The sequence below is a fragment of the Halobacterium yunchengense genome (genome assembly GCF_037031165.1).
Taxonomy (GTDB): Archaea; Halobacteriota; Halobacteria; order Halobacteriales; family Halobacteriaceae; genus Halobacterium; species Halobacterium yunchengense.
The window spans coordinates 84732-106420 of the sequence record NZ_JAYEZL010000006.1; the positions used below are offsets into that span (position 1 = coordinate 84732).

The 21689-nt window shown below is 73.3% G+C and carries 22 protein-coding genes; 12 read left to right on the plus strand and 10 right to left on the minus strand.

Annotated elements, in window-relative coordinates; translation table 11 throughout:
- The first annotated feature begins 153 nt into the window (after positions 1–153).
- Positions 154–1830 carry an acyl-CoA synthetase gene (locus U5911_RS14670; RefSeq protein WP_336037806.1) on the plus strand — a complete coding sequence of 559 codons (1677 nt, stop codon included), beginning with the start codon at positions 154–156 and terminating at the stop codon, positions 1828–1830.
- Positions 1831–1935: 105 nt separating this feature from the next.
- Here the strand turns inward: U5911_RS14670 and U5911_RS14675 are convergent, their stop codons facing one another.
- Together U5911_RS14675 and U5911_RS14680 are read right to left on the minus strand one after the other, a co-directional pair.
- Entirely contained in the window at positions 1936–2931 is a 996-nt protein-coding gene (locus tag U5911_RS14675) for a calcium/sodium antiporter (protein WP_336037807.1), read from the minus strand.
- A 69-nt stretch (positions 2932–3000) separates the two neighbouring features.
- Positions 3001–3936 carry a calcium/sodium antiporter gene (locus U5911_RS14680; protein WP_336037808.1) on the minus strand — a complete coding sequence of 312 codons (936 nt, stop codon included), beginning with the start codon at positions 3934–3936 and terminating at the stop codon, positions 3001–3003.
- A 317-nt stretch (positions 3937–4253) separates the two neighbouring features.
- Between U5911_RS14680 and U5911_RS14685 the strand changes: the two genes are divergently transcribed.
- From U5911_RS14685 to U5911_RS14700, 3 genes are all read left to right on the plus strand, one after another.
- Positions 4254–5888 carry a SufS family cysteine desulfurase gene (locus tag U5911_RS14685; protein ID WP_418771545.1) on the plus strand — a complete coding sequence of 545 codons (1635 nt, stop codon included), beginning with the start codon at positions 4254–4256 and terminating at the stop codon, positions 5886–5888.
- Between the two features lie 95 nt (positions 5889–5983).
- On the plus strand, positions 5984–7261 hold the full coding sequence (gene hisD, locus U5911_RS14695) for a histidinol dehydrogenase (RefSeq protein ID WP_336037809.1): 1278 nt from the start codon (positions 5984–5986) through the stop codon (positions 7259–7261).
- Between the two features lie 276 nt (positions 7262–7537).
- Positions 7538–7903, plus strand: coding sequence for a HesB/IscA family protein (locus U5911_RS14700; protein WP_336037810.1), 366 nt, complete (start codon positions 7538–7540; stop codon positions 7901–7903).
- A gap of 56 nt (positions 7904–7959) precedes the next feature.
- On the opposite strand, the gene U5911_RS14705 is transcribed toward U5911_RS14700, so the two are convergent.
- The 3 genes from U5911_RS14705 to U5911_RS14715 form a co-directional block, all read right to left on the minus strand.
- Positions 7960–8160, minus strand: coding sequence for a dodecin (locus tag U5911_RS14705; protein WP_336037811.1), 201 nt, complete (start codon positions 8158–8160; stop codon positions 7960–7962).
- Between the two features lie 81 nt (positions 8161–8241).
- Entirely contained in the window at positions 8242–9171 is a 930-nt protein-coding gene (locus tag U5911_RS14710) for a metal-dependent hydrolase (RefSeq protein WP_336037812.1), read from the minus strand.
- 8 nt (positions 9172–9179) lie between these two features.
- Positions 9180–9617, minus strand: a complete 438-nt coding sequence (locus tag U5911_RS14715) for a mechanosensitive ion channel domain-containing protein (RefSeq protein ID WP_336037813.1) — start codon at positions 9615–9617, stop codon at positions 9180–9182.
- Between the two features lie 147 nt (positions 9618–9764).
- On the opposite strand from U5911_RS14715, the gene U5911_RS14720 reads away from it, so the two are divergent.
- Positions 9765–10955 carry a pyridoxal-phosphate-dependent aminotransferase family protein gene (locus U5911_RS14720; RefSeq protein WP_336037814.1) on the plus strand — a complete coding sequence of 397 codons (1191 nt, stop codon included), beginning with the start codon at positions 9765–9767 and terminating at the stop codon, positions 10953–10955.
- A 45-nt stretch (positions 10956–11000) separates the two neighbouring features.
- Here the strand turns inward: U5911_RS14720 and U5911_RS14725 are convergent, their stop codons facing one another.
- Together U5911_RS14725 and U5911_RS14730 are read right to left on the minus strand one after the other, a co-directional pair.
- Positions 11001–11309 carry a DUF7116 family protein gene (locus U5911_RS14725; RefSeq protein ID WP_336037815.1) on the minus strand — a complete coding sequence of 103 codons (309 nt, stop codon included), beginning with the start codon at positions 11307–11309 and terminating at the stop codon, positions 11001–11003.
- Positions 11310–11417: 108 nt separating this feature from the next.
- Positions 11418–12791, minus strand: coding sequence for a serine hydrolase (locus U5911_RS14730; RefSeq protein ID WP_336037816.1), 1374 nt, complete (start codon positions 12789–12791; stop codon positions 11418–11420).
- Between the two features lie 204 nt (positions 12792–12995).
- Here U5911_RS14730 and U5911_RS14735 point away from each other — a divergent pair, with 204 nt between their 5' ends.
- Entirely contained in the window at positions 12996–13436 is a 441-nt protein-coding gene (locus U5911_RS14735) for a DUF8147 domain-containing protein (protein WP_336037817.1), read from the plus strand.
- 39 nt (positions 13437–13475) lie between these two features.
- On the opposite strand, the gene U5911_RS14740 is transcribed toward U5911_RS14735, so the two are convergent.
- A complete protein-coding gene (locus U5911_RS14740) occupies positions 13476–13712 on the minus strand; it encodes a DUF5816 domain-containing protein (RefSeq protein ID WP_336037818.1) in 237 nt (78 codons plus the stop codon).
- Between the two features lie 120 nt (positions 13713–13832).
- Between U5911_RS14740 and U5911_RS14745 the strand changes: the two genes are divergently transcribed.
- The 4 genes from U5911_RS14745 (at position 13833) to trmB (ending at position 18463) form a co-directional block, all read left to right on the plus strand.
- Positions 13833–15179 carry a bifunctional metallophosphatase/5'-nucleotidase gene (locus U5911_RS14745; protein ID WP_336037819.1) on the plus strand — a complete coding sequence of 449 codons (1347 nt, stop codon included), beginning with the start codon at positions 13833–13835 and terminating at the stop codon, positions 15177–15179.
- 116 nt (positions 15180–15295) lie between these two features.
- Positions 15296–16060, plus strand: coding sequence for a proteasome assembly chaperone family protein (locus tag U5911_RS14750; RefSeq protein ID WP_336037820.1), 765 nt, complete (start codon positions 15296–15298; stop codon positions 16058–16060).
- A 147-nt stretch (positions 16061–16207) separates the two neighbouring features.
- Entirely contained in the window at positions 16208–17224 is a 1017-nt protein-coding gene (locus tag U5911_RS14755) for a hypothetical protein (protein WP_336037821.1), read from the plus strand.
- Positions 17225–17404: 180 nt separating this feature from the next.
- Positions 17405–18463, plus strand: coding sequence for an HTH-type sugar sensing transcriptional regulator TrmB (gene trmB / locus U5911_RS14760; protein ID WP_336037822.1), 1059 nt, complete (start codon positions 17405–17407; stop codon positions 18461–18463).
- 22 nt (positions 18464–18485) lie between these two features.
- Here the strand turns inward: trmB and U5911_RS14765 are convergent, their stop codons facing one another.
- Together U5911_RS14765 and U5911_RS14770 are read right to left on the minus strand one after the other, a co-directional pair.
- Positions 18486–19337 (minus strand): eIF2B alpha/beta/delta subunit family protein, encoded by an 852-nt coding sequence (locus U5911_RS14765; protein WP_336037823.1) that lies wholly within the window; start codon positions 19335–19337, stop codon positions 18486–18488.
- Between the two features lie 186 nt (positions 19338–19523).
- Complete coding sequence (locus U5911_RS14770) at positions 19524–20702, minus strand: M24 family metallopeptidase (protein ID WP_336037824.1); 1179 nt, start codon at positions 20700–20702, stop codon at positions 19524–19526.
- A 102-nt stretch (positions 20703–20804) separates the two neighbouring features.
- Here U5911_RS14770 and U5911_RS14775 point away from each other — a divergent pair, with 102 nt between their 5' ends.
- Both U5911_RS14775 and U5911_RS14780 read left to right on the plus strand, forming a co-directional pair.
- Positions 20805–21179: a DUF7969 family protein gene (locus U5911_RS14775; protein WP_336037825.1), complete on the plus strand. Its 375-nt coding sequence runs from the start codon at positions 20805–20807 to the stop codon at positions 21177–21179.
- Between the two features lie 42 nt (positions 21180–21221).
- Positions 21222–21686, plus strand: coding sequence for a hypothetical protein (locus U5911_RS14780; protein ID WP_336037826.1), 465 nt, complete (start codon positions 21222–21224; stop codon positions 21684–21686).
- The last annotated feature ends 3 nt before the right edge of the window (positions 21687–21689 follow it).

Consider the following 21689-nt stretch of genomic DNA (forward strand, 5'->3'; position numbering starts at 1 on the left):
CGCTGCTAGTAGATTCTCGCCCGGTAGTGTCGCGGGCGGAGACGTCGACAAGCGGGAGAGCCGTCTGTGGTCGGCCCCCGGTGCGGTCGCCGGACCCGGGCGGGGCCGAGTGAGGGGTACTACTATGTGGGTGACAGGTGCAGTGTGTCGTGTATGCCAGGTAGTCACAACCTCCGGGACTACGAGGCCGCCCGAGCCGAGTTCTCGTGGGACGACGTCTACGCGGAAGCCAGCGGGGACGCGCCCGAGGAACTGAACGTCGGCCGCGAGGTCGTCGACAGGCACGCCACCGCCCGGGAGAACGTCGCCCTCTACCAGGTCGGGACCGACGGCGACCTCACGAAGCTGACGTTCTGGGAGCTCGCGGACCGGTCCAGCCAGTTCGCGAACGTCCTCGAGGACCTCGGCGTGGAGGCCGGCGACCGCGTCGTCTCGTACATGCCGCGGATCCCCCAGCACTACGTCGCGCTCGTCGGCACGCTCAAACACGGCGCGGTCTGGGGCAGCGTCAACGAGCGGTACGGCCCGGACGGCATCGCCTACCGGCTCGAGGACTGCGACGCGTCGGTGGTCGTCACGACGACGGACAATCGCGAGACGGTCGCGGACGCCCTCGCGGACGCGCCGTCCGTCGAGCACGTCGTCACCGTCGACCGGGGGACGGGCGCGCCCGCCGACGACGTCGTCTTCGGGCCCGCGCTCGACGACGCGAGCACAGACTACGAGCCCGCGGACACGGGCGGCGAGGACGACGCGATGCTGTACTACACGTCCGGGACGACCGGACCGGCGAAGGGCGTCCTGCACAAGCACCGCTGGATCGCCGGCGTCGCGGCCACCCAGAAGTACGCCGTCGACCTCCAGGACGGCGACCTCTACTGGTCGACGGGCGACCTCGGCTGGCTGACCGGCGCCATCAACACCCTCGGCGCGTGGTTCTGGGGGGCGTCGCTGTTCACCTACGAGGGCGAGTTCGACCCGGGGACGTGGGCGACGCTCCTCGACGAGTACCCGATCACGGTGCTGTTCTCCGTGCCGACCGCCTACCGGATGCTCCGGGAGAACGAGGCGGTCCTCGACGGGGTCGACCTCGACCTGCGGCACGCGCTGTCCATCGGCGAACCGCTCTCCAGCGGCGTCGTCCAGTGGGGCGAGGACGCCCTCGGCGTGACCATCCTCGACACGTACGGCCAGACCGAGACCGGGAACATGATCATCAACAACTACCCGACGATGGAGCTCCGGCCGGGCTCGATGGGGCGGCCGCTCCCCGGCGTCGAGGCCGAGGTGGTCGACCCGGAGACCGGCGAGGTCCTCGGCCCGGGCGAGACCGGGGAGATCGCCCAGCGCGGCGACTACCCGTGTTTCTTCGCGGAGTACTGGGAGGCCCCGGAGAAGACCGCGGACTGCTTCGTCGACGGGCCCGACGGCGAGTGGTACCTCTCCGGCGACCTCGCGCACAGGGACGAGGACGGCTACTTCTGGTTCGAGGGCCGCGGCGACGACGTCATCCTCTCCTCGGGGTACCGCATCGGACCCTTCGAGGTGGAGAGCGCGCTCGGCGAGCACGACGGCGTCGCGGAGGCCGCCGTCGTCCCCAAGCCCCACCCCGAGCGCGGGAACATCGTGAAGGCCTACGTCGTCCCGAGCGACGACGCCTCGCCGTCGCCGGCACTCGAAGAGGCCGTCCAGGACCACGTCAAGTCGGAGCTGGCCGCCCACGAGTACCCACGCGAGGTGGAGTTTGTCGAGGACCTCCCGAAGACGGTGACGGGCAAGATCCGCCGGACCGAGCTGCGCGAACGGACTGACGGAACCGAGGACGCCTGAGGCCGCCAGCCGCCGGCTTCGGTCGCCGGTCCGGGAGTGGGGGACTGGTCGCCGGTCTGGGAGTCGGGGGCTGGTCGCCGGCCCGGAAGTCCGAGTTGCCGTGCGCTACCGCAGCAGACCGAGCGTCCACCGCAGGAGCTCGGAGGCGACGAGGACGCCGCCTTCCGGCCGGGAGAGTTCGCGGCGCGTCCAGAGGGCGGCGACCGCGGCCACCGTGACGGCGGCCAGCCACGCCAGCGTCTCCAGGGCGGTGGCGCTGGTCGCGAGCGGCCGGAGTGCCGCCGCGAGCCCGACGACGCCGAGGACGTTGAAGACGTTGCTGCCGACGACGTTCCCGACGGAGACGCCGACGCTGCCGCGGCGGAGCGCAACCAGCGACACCGCGAACTCCGGGGTCGAGGTCCCGGCGGCGACGACGGTGCCGCCGATGACCCACTCGGAGACGCCGGCGCCGCGCGCGAGCGTCGACGCCGCCCGGACCAGGGCGTCGCCGCTGACGAGCACGACCGCCAGCCCGCCGACCACGTAGAGGGCGTCGCGGCCGCGGAACGACGCGCGCTCCGGGAGGTCGCGCGTGACGTCCGGCGACGCGTCGGTGGGCGGTGTGTCGGTGGGCGGTGTGTCGGTCGGCGCACCGTCCAGACGCACGGACCGCAGCAGGACGGCGGTGTAGGCGGCGAACAGGCCGACGAGGACGGCCCCCTCGAGGCGCGTCACCGCGAGGTCGAGGAGCGCGGCGCCACCCACCGCCGTCGACGCGAGCAGCGCGGCGCCGTCGCGGCGGACGAGCGAGTCGGCGACGGGGACCGCGCGGACGACGGCGACGACGCCGAGGATGGCCGCGAGGTTGTAGACGTTCGACCCGAGGACGTTCGCGACCGCGATGTCGCCGAGGCCGCGGTGGGCGGCGTCCAGGGACACGGCCAGCTCCGGCGCGGACGTGCCCACGGCGACGGCGGTCAGGCCGATGGTCAGCTCGCCGAGACCGAACCGTCGCGCCAGCCGGACGACCGCGTCGACGAGGAGGCGCGCGCCGCCCCACAGTCCGAGCACGGACGCGGCGACGACGGCGAACTGGACGACCGGGCCGCTCGCGACCATCGCTGTCTCCCCGGTCGGGTGGCAGGCGGATGAACGTTTGGGGCCGGCTCGCGGCCGCCCGGCCGGCGGTCACGCGAGCACGTCGAACAGCCAGTTCGCGGCGTTGAGCGCGACGAGCACGGCGCCCTCGGCGCGCGAGAGCACGCGGTCCGTCCAGAACATCGCGGCGACGAGGACGGTGGTGGCGAGCAGCCAGGCAGTGGTCGGGAGCGCGGACGGCGCCACGGCGAGCGGCCGGACGACGCCCGCGACGCCGAGCACGCCGAGGACGTTGAACACGCAGCTGCCGACGAGGTTGCCCGCCGCGAGGCCGGGGCGGCCGCGGCGGGCGGCGGCCAGCGACGCGACGAACTCCGGGGTCGAGGTGCCGGCGGCGACGACCGTCACGCCGACCACCCACTCGGAGACGCCGGCGAACCGCGCGAGGTCGGCGGCCGAGACCACGAGGACGTGCGCGCTCGCGACGACCGCGACCAGGCCCAGGAGCGCGCGAGCCGCCTCGAACCGGGTGCTGCGGCCGCGGTCGGCCTGCTGTGGCTGGGCGCTCGCGCCGTCCGTGCGGACGACGACCGCGAGGTACGCGAGGAGGAGCGCGACCAGGACGGCGCCCTCGACGCGGGTGAGTCGGAGGTCCGCGAGGAACGCCAGCGCCAGCGCGGTCGTGCCGACGAGCGCGACGCCGTCGCGGCGCAGGAAGTCCTCGACCGTGGGCAGCGAGTGGACGAGGGCGACGCCGCCGAGGATGAACCCGAGGTTGACGACGTTCGACCCGACGACGTTCCCGACGGAGATGTCGGGCTTCGCGGTGAGCGCGGCGTCGACCGTCACCGCGAACTCGGGCGCGGAGGTGCCGAACGCGACGACGGTAAGCCCGACGACCAGCCCGGAGACGCCGAGGCGGCGCGCCACGCGGCCGGCGCCCGCGACGAGCGCGGAGGCGCCGACCCAGAGCCCGGCGACGGACGCGGCGACGAGCGCGACGTCGGGGACTGCGGCACTCGGCATCGTCGGGTTGACGGCCAGCACCACCAAGAAACGACCGGGTTCTGGGCCGACCGCGGCGCCGGGAAGGGTTCCGCGCAGTCGGACGCGAGGGAGCGTTCCGGATGGCCGGACGCGAGGGGGCGTTCCGCGCGGCCGGACGCGAGGGGGCGTTCCGGATGGCCGGACGCGAGGGGGCGTTCCGCGCGGCCGGACGCGGCGCCGCCGGCCAGGTCGGGGTGCTCGGGGCGGCCGCGTCCGTTCGCCGGCCCGGCCGAGACTCCGGGGGGTTTTGCTGGTCTCCCACACACTTATCGGCGAGATTCGCTTCTACCTACGGCATGAGCTTCGACGCCAAGGCGGTCCGCCGGGACTTCCCCATCCTGGACCGGGACGTCGGGGACGGCCGGCCGCTGGTCTACCTCGACAACGCCGCCACCACGCAGACGCCGGAGTGCGTCTCCGGCGCGGAGAAGCGCTACTACGACGAGTACAACGCGAACGTCCACCGCGGCATCCACACGCTCAGCCACGAGGCCTCCGTGGCGTACGAGGAGGCCCACGACCGGCTGGCGGACTTCGTGGGCGCGGACGGCCGCGAGGAACTCGTGTTCACGAAGAACGCCACCGAGGCGGTGAACCTCGTGGCGTACGGCTACGGGCTCGAACACCTCGGCCCCGGGGACGCGGTCGTCACGACGGAGATGGAACACCACGCGGCCCTGGTCACGTGGCAGCAGATCGCCGAGAAGACGGGCGCCGACGTCCGGTACGTCGAGGTCGACGAGGCCGACGGCACGCTCGACGTCGACCACGCGAAGGAGGTGATCGACGGCGACGTCGAGATCGTCTCCGTCGCGCACGTCTCGAACGTCCTCGGCACCGTGAACCCCGTCCGCGAACTCGCCGACCTCGCCCGCGACCACGGCGCGGTCGTGCTCGTGGACGGCGCGCAGTCCGTGCCGACCCGGCCCGTCGACGTCGCCGACCTGGGCGCGGACTTCCTCGCGTTCTCCGGGCACAAGATGGCGGGCCCGACCGGCATCGGCTGCCTGTACGGCCGCCGGGACCTCCTCGAGGCGATGCAGCCGTTCCTGTTCGGCGGCGAGATGATCCGCCACGTCACCTTCGACGAGGCGACGTGGAACGAGCTCCCGTGGAAGTTCGAGGCGGGCACGCCCCCCATCGCGGAGGGCGTCGCGCTCGCCGAGGCGGCGGACTACCTCGACGACCTCGGGATGGACGCCGTCCGCGACCACGAGAACGACCTCGCGCAGTACCTCCTCCGCGAACTCAAGGCCCGGGACGACGTGGAGACGTACGGCCCGCCAGAGGGCGTCGAGCGCAGCGGCCTCGTGTCGTTCAACGTCGACGGCGTCCACGGCCACGACCTCTCGGAGCTCCTCGACGACGAGGGCATCGCGGTGCGCGCGGGCGACCACTGCACGCAGCCGCTGCACGACGTCCTCGACGTCCCGGGGTCCGTGCGGGCGTCCTTCTACGTCTACACCACGAGAGACGAGGTCGACGCGCTCCTCGACGCCATCGAGGACGCCCGCGAGAAGCGCGACGCCCTCCTCGCGTCGGACCGCTACCACGACCGCGTCGGCGAGCACTTCCGGGATTCGACTGGCGCGGGCGGCCTGGACGCGCCGACGTTCCGCAAGCACTCCTCGGAGACCAGCTGCGGCGACGACGGGGAGTTCCACGTCGACGTCGCCGACGACGGCACCATCGCGGACATCGGCTTCGTCAGCGACTCCTGTGCGGTCTCCTCGGCCGTCGCGAGCATCCTCGCCGACCACCTCGAGGGCCGGCCGGTCGAGGCGCTCGCGGACCTCGACGGCGAGGTCGAGGCCCTCCTCGAGGGCCAGTTCCCGGCCGTGCGCCGCGAGTGCGTCGTCGGCCCCGAGGACGTCATCCGGGAGGGCGCGACCGAACACCTCCGCGACCTCCGGGCGGGCGCCGGCGATTGACCCGGTCGGGGACGTAGGGACCGCGCGTCGTTCGTGACGCCGGCGGCCGTCTCGGGAACGGAAACGCCTTTTCGCTGGCCGCCGCTACGGAGCGTATGGACTACGAAGCCGTCGCGGACCTCGGGCCGGACCGCCGGCGCGCGCTCTTCGAGCGGACGGCGGGCGTCGAGTCGGTGCGGTCGACGGTCCGCGAGGTCGTCGAGCGCGTCCGCGAGGAGGGCGACGTGGCGCTCCGCGAGTACGCCCGCGAGTTCGACGACGTGGAACTCGGGAACGTCGACGTCACGGACGAGGCCGAACGGGCGTACGACGAGGTCGGCGACGACGTCCGGGACGCCATCGAGGCCGCCGCGGCGAACGTCCGCGAGTTCCACGAGGCCCAGGTGCCCGAGGACTGGCGCCGCGAGTTCTCGGAGGGCCGCGAGCTCGGCCGCCGGTTCCGGCCGCTGGAGCGCGTCGGCGTGTACGCCCCGGGCGGCACCGCAGCGTACCCGTCGTCGGTGCTGATGGGCGTGCTCCCGGCTAAGGTCGCTGGCGTCGAGGAGGTGGCGGTGGCGACGCCGCCCGCCGAGGAGATGCACCCGGTGACGCTGGCGGCGGCGCACGTCGCGGGCGCGGACCGCGTGTACGCCTCGGGCGGCGCGCAGGCCGTCGCGGCGCTGGCCTACGGCACGGAGACCGTCGACCGCGTGCAGAAGGTCGTCGGCCCCGGGAACAAGTACGTCACCGCGGCGAAGGCCGAGGTCCGCGGCGACGTCGACATCGACTTCCTCGCCGGCCCCTCCGAGCTGCTCGTGCTCGCCGACGAGACCGCCGACCCCGAGTTCGTCGCGGCCGACGTGCTCGCGCAGGCCGAACACGACCCCGAGTCGAGCGTCGTCGTCGTGACGGACGACGAGGCGACGGCCGGCGCCGTCTGCGAGGCCGTCGACGACCGCGTCGGCGACCGCGAGCGCGCCGACGTCATCCGGGAGGCGCTCGACGGCGACGCCAGCGGCGTGTTCGTCGCGCGGTCGATGAGCGAGGCGGTGCTGTTCGCCGAGGAGTACGCCGCCGAACACCTCTCGATTCAGGCCGCCGACGACGAGGCGCTGCTGGACCGCGTGGACTCCGCGGGCTCGGTGTTCCTCGGGCCGTACGCGCCCGTGGCGGCCGGCGACTACGCGACCGGCACGAACCACGTGCTGCCGACGAACGGCCGCGCGAAGGTCGCCGGCGGCCTCTCCGTCGACACCTTCCTGCGGTCGACGACCGTCCAGCGCCTCGACGAGGGCGCGCTCGCCGCCCTCCGGGAGGCGGTGACGACGCTCGCGGACGCCGAGGGCCTGGAGGCACACGCGGACAGCGTGGACGCGCGCTTCGAGGACGACTGACGCGGGCGGGCTCGACCCGCCGCCGTCACAGGAACTTGTCGAGGGCGCCCGCGACGAGCACCGCGAACCCGGCGACGAACGTGCCGGGCACTGGGAGCACGAACAGGGCCGCGCCGACCGCCATGATGCCGTGTGCTCTGTTCACGTCGACGGAGACGGCTCCCCGCCGGATACGCCTGGTGGCAGCCGCGTGGTCGACACCCGGCCGCCACCTGGCCGTGTGAACTGTTAGCGGGGGCGCCACGCTTATGCCGTCGACCCACGAACGTCTTCGACATGAGCACCACCGCCGAGACCGGCGAGGGCGACGCCGTCGTCACCGCCACCGAGGCCGCCGCCGACCAGGCGCGGGACCTCATGGCCGGCGAGGACATGGACCCCGAGGAGGCGGGCCTGCGACTGTACGTCCAGCAGGGCGGCTGCGCGGGCCTCTCCTACGGGATGCGCTTCGAACACGAGCCAGAGTCCGAGGACGCGATCTTCGAGAGCAACGGCCTCCGGCTGTTCGTCGACCAGTCCAGTCTCGACTACGTCGGCGGCAGTCGGCTCGACTTCGAGGGCGGCCTGCAGGGCGCGGGCTTCCACGTCCAGAACCCGAACGTCGAGAGCGAGTGCGGGTGCGGGGAGTCCTTCCGCACCTGAGCGGTCGGTCCCGGTCCTCGAGTGCGGTCGGCGTCAGCCCCCGAGTGCGGTCGGCGTCAGTCCTCGAGTTCGAACGCGACCTCGACCTCGACCTGGTACTGCCGGTTCTCGACGCTCGCGATCTCGACGCCCTGGTCGACGACCTCCGCCCACTTGACGTTGTTCAGGGTGTCCTCCGCGCGGTCGATGGCGTTCTCCGCGGCGGCGTCGAAGCTCTCCTCGCTCGTGCCGATGAGTCGGATCTTCTTGTAGACCATCGGGATGAACTACCCCGTCCTGCCGGATAAAGGTACCCGCCGTGACGGGTCCTGGGGGACGCCCAGGGCCGGCTGAGCGGCTCAGGGGAGCCCGGCGGTGTACGCGACGGCGTACGCGGCGCCGGCGACGGTGACCGCCGCGAGCCCGGTGACGGCGGCGGTCGCGGGCGACGGCAGTGCCAGCGACCGCTCGCCGAGCCGCGGCGTCGGGACGGTGCCGACGAACCCGACGGCGACGACGCTGAACACGAACTGGTAGGACGCGTCCAGTGTCGGCGGCGGCACGACGAGCGCGGCGAGCGCGTACGCCGCGCCGCCGGTCGCCCGCCAGTTCACGTGCGCCGCGAGCCGGTCGCCAGCCAGCCAGACCGCGGCCGCGACGCCGAGCCAGACGGCGGCGAGTTCGACGCCGAACGCGCCCAGCAGGTGCAGCGTCGGGTCCGCGGAGAGCGCGACGCGACCGTCGAAGACGGCGGCGTCGAGGGGGTACAGCAGGCGCGGCGGCTCGCCCGTGAAGAGGTCGCCGAACGGGTGGCTGGCGAGGCCGAACAGCGCGACGGCGAACAGCGCCCGGCCGCGCACGTCGGTGGCGTGGGCGAACCGCGCGACGAGCCAGCCGCCGGCGACGAACAGCGCGACGATGACCGCGGCCAGCGGGCCCGAGGTGACGCCGGCGACGGCGACGAGCGCGGCGAGCGCGCCGGCCGCGACGCGGCGGTGCGTGGGCGCGAGCGCGAACGCGGCCGCGGCGGGCACCGCGACCACCACCGAGTGCGTGACGGCGCGGTGGACGACCGTCGACGCGCCCCAGAAGGAGCTCGCGACCGCCATCGGGCTGGTGGGGTCGGCGGCCGCGAGCCCGACGAGCGCGTACGCCATGTCGACGTCGGGGACGGCCGCGAACAGGCCGGCGGCGACGGCGAGCGCGAGCGCGCGCTCGCGGGACGCCCCGGCGTGGCGGGCGGCGAGGGCGACGGCGCCGAACGCGAACGCGGCGTGCCCGACGAACATGGCGGTGATTACGCCGCCACGCCGCATAAGTCCGCGGTCGACTCGCTAGCACGGCCCACTGCGGGCCGGCCGCGGCGGCCCGCGCACTCCGGTTTCCGCGTCCACTTCTGCTCGACGTCGGCGTTCGCGCGGACCACGGTGTCGCCGCCGACGTCGAACCGCGTCTTCCGCAGCTCGACGGTGCGGACGACGCCCTCGACGCCGCCCGCGACGACGCGGTCGCCGGGGTTGAAGTCGATGTCCCGGAGGAGGTAGACGCCGGCGACGGTCGCGCCGAGCTGGACGTACACCGGCTGGGCTGGGTAGACGCGGTCGAGGGCGGCGCGGACGGCCGCGACGAGCGCGCGCACGACGAGGGCGGCGAGCGCGAGGAACACGAGTCCAGCCAGCACGCGCGGGAGCGCGGCGGCGATGCCGCCGAGGAACTCCTCGACGGTGTGTTCCACCAGGTCGGCGGGCGACGACGGCGGCGCTGGCCTGCGGCGGCGTAGCCCCCGGGGCACGTAACTCTACCCGCCGTGTGGCGGCGACTGCCGCGCTCGCGGGGGTCCGCATCCCGAAGCTTCTTGCGGGCCGCGGGCAGGGGTTAGCCTATGAGCGACGCACCAGACGTCGGAGAGCTGACACCGCCGCAGCGAACCCTGATGGGGCCGGGGCCGAGTCCGGTCCACCCGCGCGTGCTGAAGGCGATGAGCACGCCGCTGGTCGGCCACCTCGACCCGTCGTTCATCGAGATGATGGACGAGACACAGGAGCTGCTGCGGTACGCGTTCCGGACGGACAACGAGTGGACCATCCCCGTCTCGGGGACGGGGTCGGCGGCGATGGAGGCCGCCATCGGCAACCTCGTCGAGCCCGGGGACACGTTCCTCGCGCCGACGAACGGCTACTTCGGCGACCGGATGGCGAAGATGGCGCGGCGCGCGGGCGGCGACGTGGTGCGCGTCGGCGCGCCGTGGGGCGAGCCGCTGGACCCGGACGACGTCGCGGACGCCTGCGAGGAGTTCGACCCCGACGTGTTCGGGTTCGTGCACGCCGAGACCTCGACGGGCGCGAAGCAGACGGACGTCCCGGCGCTCACCGAGGCCGCCCACGACCACGGCGCGCTCGTTATCGCCGACACGGTGACCAGCCTCGGCGGCGTGGAGCTGCGCGTCGACGACTGGGGCATCGACGTGGCGTACGCCGGCCCGCAGAAGTGCCTGTCGTGTCCGCCGGGCGCGAGCCCGCTCACCCTGAACGACCGCGCGATGGAGAAGGTCCTGAACCGCGAGGAGGACGTGCGGTCGTGGTACCTCGACCTCTCCCTGCTGGAGGGGTACTGGGGCGACGAGCGCTCGTACCACCACACGGCGCCGGTGTCGAACGTGTACGCGCTCCGCGAGGCGCTGCGGCTGGTCGCCGAGGAGGGCGTCGAGGAGCGCTGGGCGCGCCACCGCGGGATGGCGGGCGCGCTCAAGGCGGGCGTGGAGGCGATGGGGCTCGGCCTGAACCCCGAGGACGACTACTGGCTGCCGAGCCTGAACGCGGTGCGCGTGCCCGACGGCGTCGACGACGGCGCGGTCATCGACTACGTGCTGGAGCACTACGACCTCGAGATCGCGGCCGGGCTCGGGGACCTCGCGGGCGACGTGTTCCGCATCGGCTGCATGGGCCACGGCGCGCGCCCGGAGAACGTGACCCTCGTGGTGGCGGCGCTCGCGGACGCGTTCGACGCGCTCGGCGCGGACGTCGACGCGGACGCCGGCCTCGCGGCGACCCGGGAGGCGCTGCGGGACGCGTAGCCGCCGCTGGTCGGTTCCGCGAGACGGAGAACGGGCGGTGGCGCGTTACTCGACTGGCGGCGCGCGCGCCACCTCGTAGTCGCCGTCTTCCTGTACCCCCATGACCGCCCACTCGTAGGGCGGGTCGAGCCGACTGAGCTCTCGCTCGAGCGCTGCGGCGTTGTCGGCCCACGTGACGAAGCAGCGATAGGCGCCGTCGTCGTCGGCGTCGACGTCGTCAGTGACGGCTGTCACGCGTATCTCCTTCCAGTCGCGCGTCGCGGAGAACTCGGTGCCGTCACCTGCGAGGCTGTACCCGAGGTCGTCGAAGATCGACCGGGCCTGCTCGTCGGGAGGGGTGCTAACAGTCCCCATGCACTTCCTGCTTCGCCACGTCGGGTTATAAACTTTCCCGCCGTATGCCAGCTGTCCGATGTCAGGTATCTAGGCGGATAGGCGGGTCGTGAAACGCCTGGAACGTGGTCACTCGTCCGCTTCGTGGAGGCGCCACCGCCGGTAGTAGCAGTCCAGGTGGTCGCCGTGGGCCTCGAACGTCACGGGCACGCGCTCGCCGGCCGCGTCGACCGCGTAGAACGCGAGGTCGCCGCCGTCCAGCGACTCCGGGAACGCCGTCAGCGACTCCGAGCCGAGCGCCGTCTCGACGGACACCTCGAGGCCGCCGGCGGCGGCCTCGACGTCCGCGGTCAGCGCCGCCCGGTAGGACTCGTAGGTGCCGGCGACGCGCTCGCACTTCGCGCGCAGCGCGTAGAACGGCACCGCGTCCTCGGGGTCCTCGCCCCGGAGGACGGCGAGAATCGCCGGCCCGACGTAAGTGGGGTGGACCGCCGGCGACGTGTTCGCCAGCACCGCGACGCCGACGCCGGCGTCCGCGAGGAAGCCGAGGTACGCCGACGAGACGCCCAGCGACCCGGAGTGGCCGACGAGGTCGTCGCCGAGGAACGACCGGCGCATCCAGCCGTAGCCGTACCGCTTCGCCGTGCCGTCCAGCAGTTCGCCGCGCTCGACGTGGCCGCGCTGGGCTCGCTCGCGCAGGTCGTCGGCGAGGACGGCCTCGTCGCCGCGCATCGCGAACCGGAGGTACGCCGCGAGGTCGCTGGCGGTGCTGAGGAGGCCGCCCGCCGCGCCGACCCCCTTCACGGGGAAGTCCGCGCGCTCGACGCCGTCGTCGGTCCGGCGGTACGGCGTCATGCCGTCCTCGTGGTCACGGGGGTCCGCGCGCACCACCGAGCGGTCCATCCCGAGCGGCGCGAGCACCTCGTCGGCGACGTACTCGGGGAACGACCGGCCGTCGACCGCTTCCACGAGCGTCCCGAGGACCGTGTAGCCCGTGTTGTAGTAGAAGAACCGGTCGCCGGTCGCGCGCTCGCCCAGCGAGTCCCGGACGTGGCGGCGGAGGTCCGCGCCCGAACTCAGCGGCGCCGTCTCCGCCCCCTCGCCGACGAGCCGCGAGATGAGCGCGACGCTGGCGCCGTCGCTGGGCAGCCCCGAGGAGTGCGAGAGGAGTTCGTGGACCGTCGGCGGGTCGTCCAGCCCCTCGTAGAAGTCGACGTACTCGGTCACTGGGTCGTCGACGGCGACCCGGCCGTCGGCGGCGAGCTGGAGGACGCTCGCGGCGACGAACGACTTCGTCACCGAGGCCACGCCGAACAGGGTGTCCGGCGTCGCGGGCGCGTTCGACTCCAGGTCCCGGGCGCCGAACCCCTCGCAGTACACCACGTCGTCGCCGTCCACCACCGCGACGCTCGCGCCCGGCACGGACTCGTCGGTCAGCCACTCGCTCACGAACGACTCGACGCGCTCCAGGGTCGCCGCGTCGAGGGCACGGATGCGGCTCATGGGCGAGCCGTCGCCGACGCGCGGCATAAAACCACGCCAGCCGGCAGTCGGGGCGGCGCTCACGTCTATCGGCAGTTGCGGCGGTGCTCACGTCCACCGACAGTCGGGGCGGCACTATCGCTCGCCGACAGCCGCGACGCCGCTCGCGCCCGCCGCCCGAGAAGTGTAGGTGGTGTTATACTTCCTCGGGCCGTACGACTGCGTATGCACACCTACGCGAAGGCGCTCGTCAGCCTCGCCGTCGGCCTGCTCGGCCTCGTCGCCGTCGGCGTCGCGGTCACCGCGCTCCTTGACCCGTACGTCTGGCCGTCCCTGCTGCTCGGCGCGCCCGCCGGCGTCGTCGCGGGCGTCGCGCTCGTCCCGCTCACGTACTTCGGCCTGACGTACTGGAGCGAGCGACGCGCCACCGGCAGCGCGTCGGTGCGGACGACGCGTCGCCTCTGGACGACGGTCGCCGGCGTCCTCGGGTTCGTCGCGGGCGGCGCGCTCGCCACCGCCGTCCTCTGGACGCAGGCCGTCGGCCTCGCGTCCGCGATGCTGCTCGCCGGCCTCCCGGTCGGCGTCCTCGCGAGCGCGCTCGCGGCCGTCCTCGCCTTCCGCCGCGACTGGAGTCGGCGCTCGCCGCCCGGACCGCACGCGGAGTAGGCCTCCCTGCGAGCGGCCCGCGGCGGCCGCGCGTCCGCGTCACTCGTGGGCCGAGTCCCACTCGTCGGGCTTCTTGAAGTTCCCGCAGACGTTGCACTGGATGCGCCCCATCGAGTCCATCGCGTTGTCGACGGACTCGCAGTTCGTGCAGTACCAGCCGTACCGGCGCTCGCGCTCGGGCGTCCGGTAGACGACGAGGAACGGGCCGTCCTGGCCGCGCTCGCCCTCGTCCTCGGCGACGTAGAGGTCGCCGTCCTCGCTCGCGACCGTGAACATGTCCCCGGGTAGTCCGCTCCCGCATTTAGCCCTGTCCGTCCGGATTCCCGGCGCCCCCGGCCGGACTCGCCGTCCAGTCGACCGAAGCCGCTTTCCGGCACGGCGGCCTCCGTTCCGGTAATGGCGGTCCGGATCTTTCACTACTCCGACCTCGAGAACGTCTACGACTCGCCCGCGCAGGCCGGCCGGCTGGCGTCCGTGCTCCGGGACCGCGGGGACGCCCTCGCGGCCGGGTCCGGCGACAACACGGCGCCGGGCGTGCTGTCGCTGGTGACCGAGGGCCACCAGGCGCTGGACTTCTACGACGCCGTCGCCCCGGACGTCGAGACGTTCGGGAACCACGACTTCGACTACGGCGCCGACGTCACCGCGGACCTCGTCGCGGCGTCCCCGCAGACGTGGGTGAGCACGAACGTCACCCGGGACGGCGACCGCGTCGACGGCGCCGTCCCCTGGACGACCGTCGAGCGGGACGGCGCGACCGTCGGGTTCCTCGGCGTGCTCGACGACGCGACGCCCTCCCTCAACCCGATGGCGGGCGACCTCACCGTCACCGACCCCGTGGCGGCCGCGAGGGCGGCGACGGACGCGCTCCGGGACGCGGGCGCCGACTACGTCGTCGCGCTCTCGCACCTCGGACAGGGGGACGAGGAACTGGCGGTGGCGACCGACGTGGACGCCGTGCTCGGCGGCCACGTCCCCACGGAGCGCGTCGAGCGCGTCGACGGCACGCTCCTCACGCGACCGGGGTCGGGCGGGGGCGTCGTCCTCGAGGTCGACCTCGAGACCGGCGACGTGACGCGCCACGAGGTCGCCGACGCGCCCGTCTTCGAACCGCTCGCCGAGCGCCTCCGCGAGCGACTCGCCCGGACCGGCCTGAACGACACCGTCGGCCGCGTCGAGGACCCCCTCGAGCGCACGGAGTCCACGCTGTTCCGCGGCGAGTCCCGCATCGGGAACTTCGTCGCGGACGCCTACCGGTGGGCGGCCGGCAGCGACGTCGCGCTCCAGAACTCCGGCGGCGTCCGCGACGGCCCGGCCATCCAGGGCGACGTCACGGTCGCGGACCTCGTCAGCGTCGTGCCGTTCGACGAACCGGTGTCCGTCGCCGAGCTCTCGGGGGAGGAACTGCTGGACGTGTTCCGCGGCGCGCGGGACGGCTCGCTCGGGTTCGCCGAACCGGACTGGTGGCACGCGCACGTCTCCGGCGCGCACCTCGCGTGGGACCACGCCGCGGGCGAACTCGCCGACGCGCGCGTGGACGGCGACCCGGTCGACCCGGACGCGACGTACACGCTCGCGACCACCGACTACCTGTTCTACTCGGACGACGAGTTCCCCGCCCTCGACGAGGCCCACCGCGTCGACCGCCTCGACGTCCAGTACGAGGTGCTCGCCGACTACGCCCGCGAGCACGGCATCGACCCCGGACTCGAGGACCGCGTGGTCTTCCGCCGCGGCGACTGACGCGAGGCCGCCGCCCCGCCTGGTCGCGGTGGCGCCGACTGATGCGAGGCCGCCGCCGTGGCTGCCGTTCGCCGCTCGGGCAAGCGCTAAGGGACTGGTCGCCGTCGGTGTCGCGTATGGCAGGCGACACATCGTCCGGCCGCACGGACGCCGCCGACCGGACCGCGTTCGAGTTCACGCACGACTCGGAGCCGAGCACCACCCTCGTCTGCGGGTTCTCGGAGTTCGGCCTCGCCGGCCTCACCGCGGTGGACTACCTCGTCGACCACCTCGAGCTCGAGCAGACCGGCTACGTCGCCGCGCCGGACCTCCCCGCCATCACGCCCTTCGAGAACGGGACTCCCCGCCACCACACGCGGTTCTTCTCCCGGCCGGACCTCGGGTTCACCGTGCTGGTCGGCGAGCTGTTCGTGCCGGTGTCAGTGGCGTCGGCGTTCAGCGAGTCGCTCGTCGACTGGATCGCGGCCAACGGCGTCGACGACGTCGCCGTGCTCTCCGGCGTGCCGGTGGCCCACGGCCCGGACGACCACCGCGCGTTCTACATCGCGACCGAGGACTACCGGGACGCCCACCTCGCCGACGGGGCGGTCCAGCCGATGGGGAACGGCTTCCTCGACGGCGTGAACGCGGAACTGCTGGAGCGCGGCATCGACTCCGACCTCCGGGCGTGCGTGTACACGACGCCGGTGCACGCCCAGATCCCGGACGTCGAGGCAGCGATCCGGCTGGTCGAGGCTGTCGCCGCGGTCCACGACTTCGACGTCGACACCGGCCCCCTCGAGGACTTCGCGGCGGAGGTCGCCCAGTACTACGAGCGGCTGAGCGAGCGGGTCGAGCGCGTCACCGAGGAGGAGCGCGGCGACGACCGAATGTACATGTAGCGGTGGCGGACCGACAGACGGCGGCGACGCCTACGCGTCGCAGTGAGGACCCGAGACGACCGTGACGGGTTCGCGTCGCGGCGGCGGACTGATACGGCGACCGCACTCACCACGAGACACTTTACGCTCGCGTTCGAGCGTCGGGACATGAAGCGACGCGCCCTCCTCTCGACGGTCGCCGCCGCGGCAGTCGCGGGCTGTCTCGGCGACGGCGGCGGCTCCGGGACCACGACCGGGACGGAGACGACCGGGCGGACCGACGAGCCGACGACGCGCGCGACCACCCGGGAGACGACCGCGTCGGCGACGCCGCCGGCGCTCAGCGACCTCGGCGTCCCGGTCGGGCAGGTAGACAGCCCCTTCGAGGCCGACGACGGGGTCGAGCGCGTCGTCTGGCACCCCGGCGAGGCGGACGAGCCGCTGGCGCTGACGCCGGCGGCGGACGAACTCTCGCTCCCGACCGACGGGACGACGTTCGCGCTCGCGAACGACACCGACGTCGACTTCTCCCTGAACTTCTACGACTGGGGGCTCCACAGGCGCGTCGACGACGAGTGGTTCTACCTCACGCCCCAGGAGGTCCCGCAGCCGCTGCACGTCCTCTCCGCCGGCGAGACCCACGAGTGGGCGTTCACCGTCGACAACACGCTCGAGCCGTCCCACGGGCGCGCGGGCGAGACCGAGGCGACCGTCGCCGGCCTGGGCGGCGGCGAGTACGCCTTCGCGGTCTCGGGCTGGTTCGAGTCCGGCGACCACGAGCACCGGGTCGGCCTCGGCGCGGCGTTCGCGCTCGACGGCGACCCCCTCGAACTCGCGGTCCCCGGGGACTTCTCGACGGAACGGGACGGCGACAGGGTCACCGCCACCGTGGACGGACAGGCCGGGTCGACGGCCGAGGTGCTGGTCGTCGAGCGCGTCGGCGACGCCGGCGTGCCCGACGACCAGTCCGTCCAGCGCTACGTCGCCGAACAGCTCGTGCGGCCGTTCGTCGGCGCGCGGCGGCCGTGGCTCGGCGAGGCGCTCGCGCTCTTCGAGGACGGCGTCGCGACGGTCCGCGTCGAGACGGCGGCCGCGTTCGAGAACCTGCGGTTCGACCGCGAGGACGTCCACTACTTCGACTACCGCGGGGACGTCTACGAGGCCCGCGTCGAGACCGAGGACTGACCCACCGGCAGCGGTGCCAGGTCGCTGTGCTGGCGGCGGTGGCAGGTCGCTGTGCTGGGGGCTGGCCCGTCGCTGTACTGGGGGCTGGTAGGCCGCTGTGCTGGCGGCGATTGCAGGTCGCCACACCCACGGCAGCGGCCGACCGCAGGCTAAAAGACCGGGGTCGCCGTGGGTGGCGGTATGAGCGACGAGAACCTCCGCGAGACGGTCGAACGCGTCGGCGCGGGGTTCGACCTCGGCGAGTACGAGATCGAAGCGTACCTCACGGTGCTCCGGCACGGCGAACTCACCGCCAGCGACGTCGCCGACCGCACCGACATCCCACAGCCGCGCGTCTACGACACCGTCCGCAGCCTCAGCGACCGCGGCCTCGTGGAACTCCGGGAGTCGCGACCGATGAAGGTGGCCGCCATCGACCCCGAGGAGGCGTTCGCGGACCTCCGGTCGGAGTTCGCGGCGATGGTCGCCGCCCTCGAGGACGAGTACACGACGCCGACTCGGGAGACCGAGGCCGTCTCCCTGGTGAAGTCGCGGTCGACCATCCTCCGGTACTTCGGGGACGTCATCGACGACGCCGAGTTCGAACTCGTGGCCTCGCTGACCCCCGGCCTCCTCGAGCGGTTCGCCGACGACCTCGCGGCCGCCCGCGACCGCGGCGTCAGCGTCGACCTCGTCGTCACGCCGGCCTCCGATGCGCCGGACGGCGAGGACTTCGACTACGGCCGCGTCGCCCACACGGTGCGGGGCCGCCGCGGCATCACCACGCCCGTCATCGCGGTGGCGGACGGCCAGTACTCCGTGTACGCGACCCAGGGCGCGGTCCGGGACGACCCCGAGAAGTACGGCGTCATCTTCAACCGCTCCGCGCTCGGCTTCCTCGTCTCCGGGTTCTTCGGCACCGTCGTCTGGTCGACCGCCAGCGAGCTCCTCCACGAGACCGACGCCGCGGCGGTCGACCTGCCGCGGTCGTACGCCTCCATCCGCCGCTGCGTGAAGGACATCCAGGCCGTCGAGGACACCGTGTACGCGACCGTCCGCGGCCGGGACGTGCTCTCCGGCGAGCCCCGCACCGACCGCGGCGAGGTCGTCGAGACGCGGTTCGTCGAGACCGAGCAGGTCGCCACCATCGTCCTCGACACCGGCGGCGGCCGCGTCGAGGTTGGCGGCCGCGTCGCCGCCTACGAGGACGTCGAGGCCCACGAGATCACCATCGGACGCGACGGCCCGCCGGAAGCGTAGCGCCGCGAGGCCGGGGCCCGAGTCAGTACTCGCGGACGCCCGCGTCCGTGACGACGGCGTCCAGCAGGCGCGTCGGCGTCGCGTCGTACGCCGGGTTCTCCACCGCGAAGCCCTCCGGCGGCTCCCGGATGACCTCGCTGGGGTCCCGGAAGTCGTTCTCGAAGCGGAACCCCTCGTCGACGAGCTTCGCGCTCGACCCCGTGACGGTCACCGGCGTCCCGACGTCCGCGGCGGTCGCCACGAGCGGGTAGGTGCCGACGCGGTTGTAGTACGTGTCCCCGACGACGCAGTCCATGCCCAGGAGGACGCGGTCGCACTCGGGGAGGTAGTAGCCGGACGCGCCGTCCACGATGAGCGTCGCGTCGACGCGGTCGATTGCGGCGAGCGTGCGCGCGGTCTTCCGGCCGAGGTGCCGCGGCCGCGCCTCCGTCACGTACACGTCGAGGTGCTTGCCCGAGCGCGCGGCGGTCTCCAGGGCCTCCAGGACCGTCGTCGAGTAGTCGTGGGTCAGCAGCGTCTGGCCGTCCTCGATGCGCTCGGCGGTCGCGTCCGCCGCCTCGTGTTTCGCGGACTCGACGGCGCCCACGACGTCGTCGACGGCCGCCGCCGTCACCTCCTTGGCCTCCGCCACCGACGCCGGGTCCGCGTCCCGCACGCGCCCGACGACCTCCCGCTGGGTCGTCACCAGCGACGCGTGGGAGGGGTTCGCCCGCCGGAGCGCGTTGCTGTTCCGCTCCAGCGCGCGCACGTACTCCTCGACGGTCGGGTAGTCGGTGTCGAGGAGCTCTCGGAGGGCCTGCGCGGCCTTCACGGCGACGACCGAGGAGGAGTGCGTCCGCATCTCGCGGATCTCCTCGGCAGTCTCGTCGATCATGGTCTACGCATCCGCGGGTCGAAGCAAATGTCTTCCGGAGTGAACCCTCCGACCGCTCTCGCGGCGCGTCGCGTCGCGCGCTCGGTCGTCGCCCTCACAGTCGACCAGGCTACCGGCCGTGGCGATCGTCCGGATCGGTGGCGGAGTCCGCGTCGACGGAACCGTCCCGACACCGCTCGCTGCCGCCTACAACACTCGCAAGTCGGTGGGGTAGTCGGTGAGGTTCTCGTAGCCGTCCTCGGTGACGACGACGAGGTCCTCGACGCGCACGCCGCCGACGCCCTGCTCGTAGACGCCCGGTTCGACGGTGACGACGTGGCCGGGTTCGAGGACCTCGCCGTGCTCGGCGAGGTGCGGGGACTCGTGGACGTCCAGGCCGACGCCGTGACCCGTGCTGTGGAAGAACCCGTTCTCGGGGCCGTCGTGGCTGCGCGTCGTCGGGTAGCCGGCGTCCTCGACCACGTCGCAGGCGGCGAAGTGGACGTCCTCCCCGGTGGCGCCGGGCTCGACGGCGTCCAGCGCCGCCTCGTAGGCCTCGTGGGCGACGTCGTACCACTCGCGGGCCTGCTCGCTGGGCTCACCCTTCACGAACGTCCGAGTCACGTCGCCGTAGTACCGGGTCGGCTCGTGCTCCGGGAAGACGTCCACGACGATGGGCGTGTCGGCGCGGAGGGGGCCCGAGCCGGTGTCGTGGGCGCGCGCGGCGGCCGGCCCGCACGCCACGATGGTCTCCGACCCCACGCAGTCGTGGTCGTCCAGGACGCCCGCGATGCGGTCGCGGACGCGCTCGCTGGTCAGCGCGTCGCCGCCGTGGCGGAGGACGCCGTCCTCGTCGACGGACGCGTCGGCGAGCAGCGCCTCCACGGCGGCGAGCGCGGCCTCGTTTGCCGCCTGGGCCGTCCGGACGCACTCGAGTTCCTCGTCGGCTTTCACCGCGCGCACCCGCTCGACGGGGTCGTGGTACTGCGGGTCGACGCCGACTCCGGCGTCCCGGAGCGCGTCCGCGGTGCCGGTGGGGAACGACGCCGGCACCGACACCGAGTCGACGCCGTAGTCGGCGACGAAGTCCGCGACCACCAGTTTCATCGCCTCCGGCGGGCCGACCTCGGCGGCCTTCTCGCGGTAGCCGTAGTCGTCGAGCTTCCGCACCTCGGCGGCGTCGCTGTCGGCCACGGCGCGCGTGTACTCCAGGCCGGAGACCAGCAGGTAGACGTCGCCGTCGGCGTACAGCGTCGCGAAGTCGTCCGGCGCGTGGTAGCCCGAGAGGTAGTACTGCGTGCTGTCCTCGCCGTCGGCGTCGACGAGGAAGCCGTCCGCGCCCGCGTCCGCGAGGTGGGCGTCCAGTTTCGGGTAGGGCGGTCGCATGCACTCCGGTTCCCGGCGCGGGCTGAATAAGCTTGCCACGCCGTGGGACGCGGTGGCGCGCGGCGGCGGGACGCCTAAGCCCGACGGGCACGAATCCCGTGTATGGTCGCCGTCTCCTACTACTGTCCGCGCTGCGGCGCCGTCGCCGAACTGGACCGCGACCCCTACCTCGCGGACAAGTCCGTCACGCCGTTCCCGCTCGGGGGCTGGACGTACGCCGGTCCCGGCGACGACTTCGAGGCCGACGACTACGACGGCGTGAAGTTCGTCTGCGGCCGCGACGACGCCGACTGGTCGCACCCGCCCGACGCCGACGCAGCGGCCGACGAACCGGGCTGCGGCGAGCCGTTCTACCTGAACTTCGTGCGCTACGAGGACGGGGAGGCGGTCAGCGGCCGGCCCGAGTCCGAGTACGTCCGCCTCGCCGAAGGCGTGGGGCCGGGGGGTCCGCGCGGCCCGAGCGGTCCCGGGCGCTGAGCGCTCGCCAGCTTTTTCCGCGCTCGCCGCGCGGTCCGTCGTATGCCCTCCGCGACGAGACGCCAGGCGATTCGCGCAGGCGTGCTCGCCGTGACCGGACTGGCCGGCTGTTCGCAGTTGACCGCGACGCCGGCCGAGCCGCCGCGACTCGAGTCGGTTCGCGTCCTGAACCACGCCCGAGAGCGGCGCACAGCGTCGGTCCAGTTGCTCTTGGACGGTGACGTCGTCTACTGGGGGGACTTCGGTATCCAGGCTGCCGACCCCGCGTCCGGCGACGACCCGCGGAACGTCCACAGCGAACCGGTCGAACGGTCGGCGTACCCGGACGAGCGCGGCCGGTGGACGGTCCGGGTTCGCGACCAGGCGGCCGACGAGCGGTCCGCTGCGACGTTCACCGCCGAGGCCTTCCCCGGGGGCTGTCTCACCCTCCGCGTGGACGTTGGGCGGGATTCCGGGCCGGCGGTCATGCACCGGGCCGACACGTCGTGCGGCGACGACGCGGAGTGACCG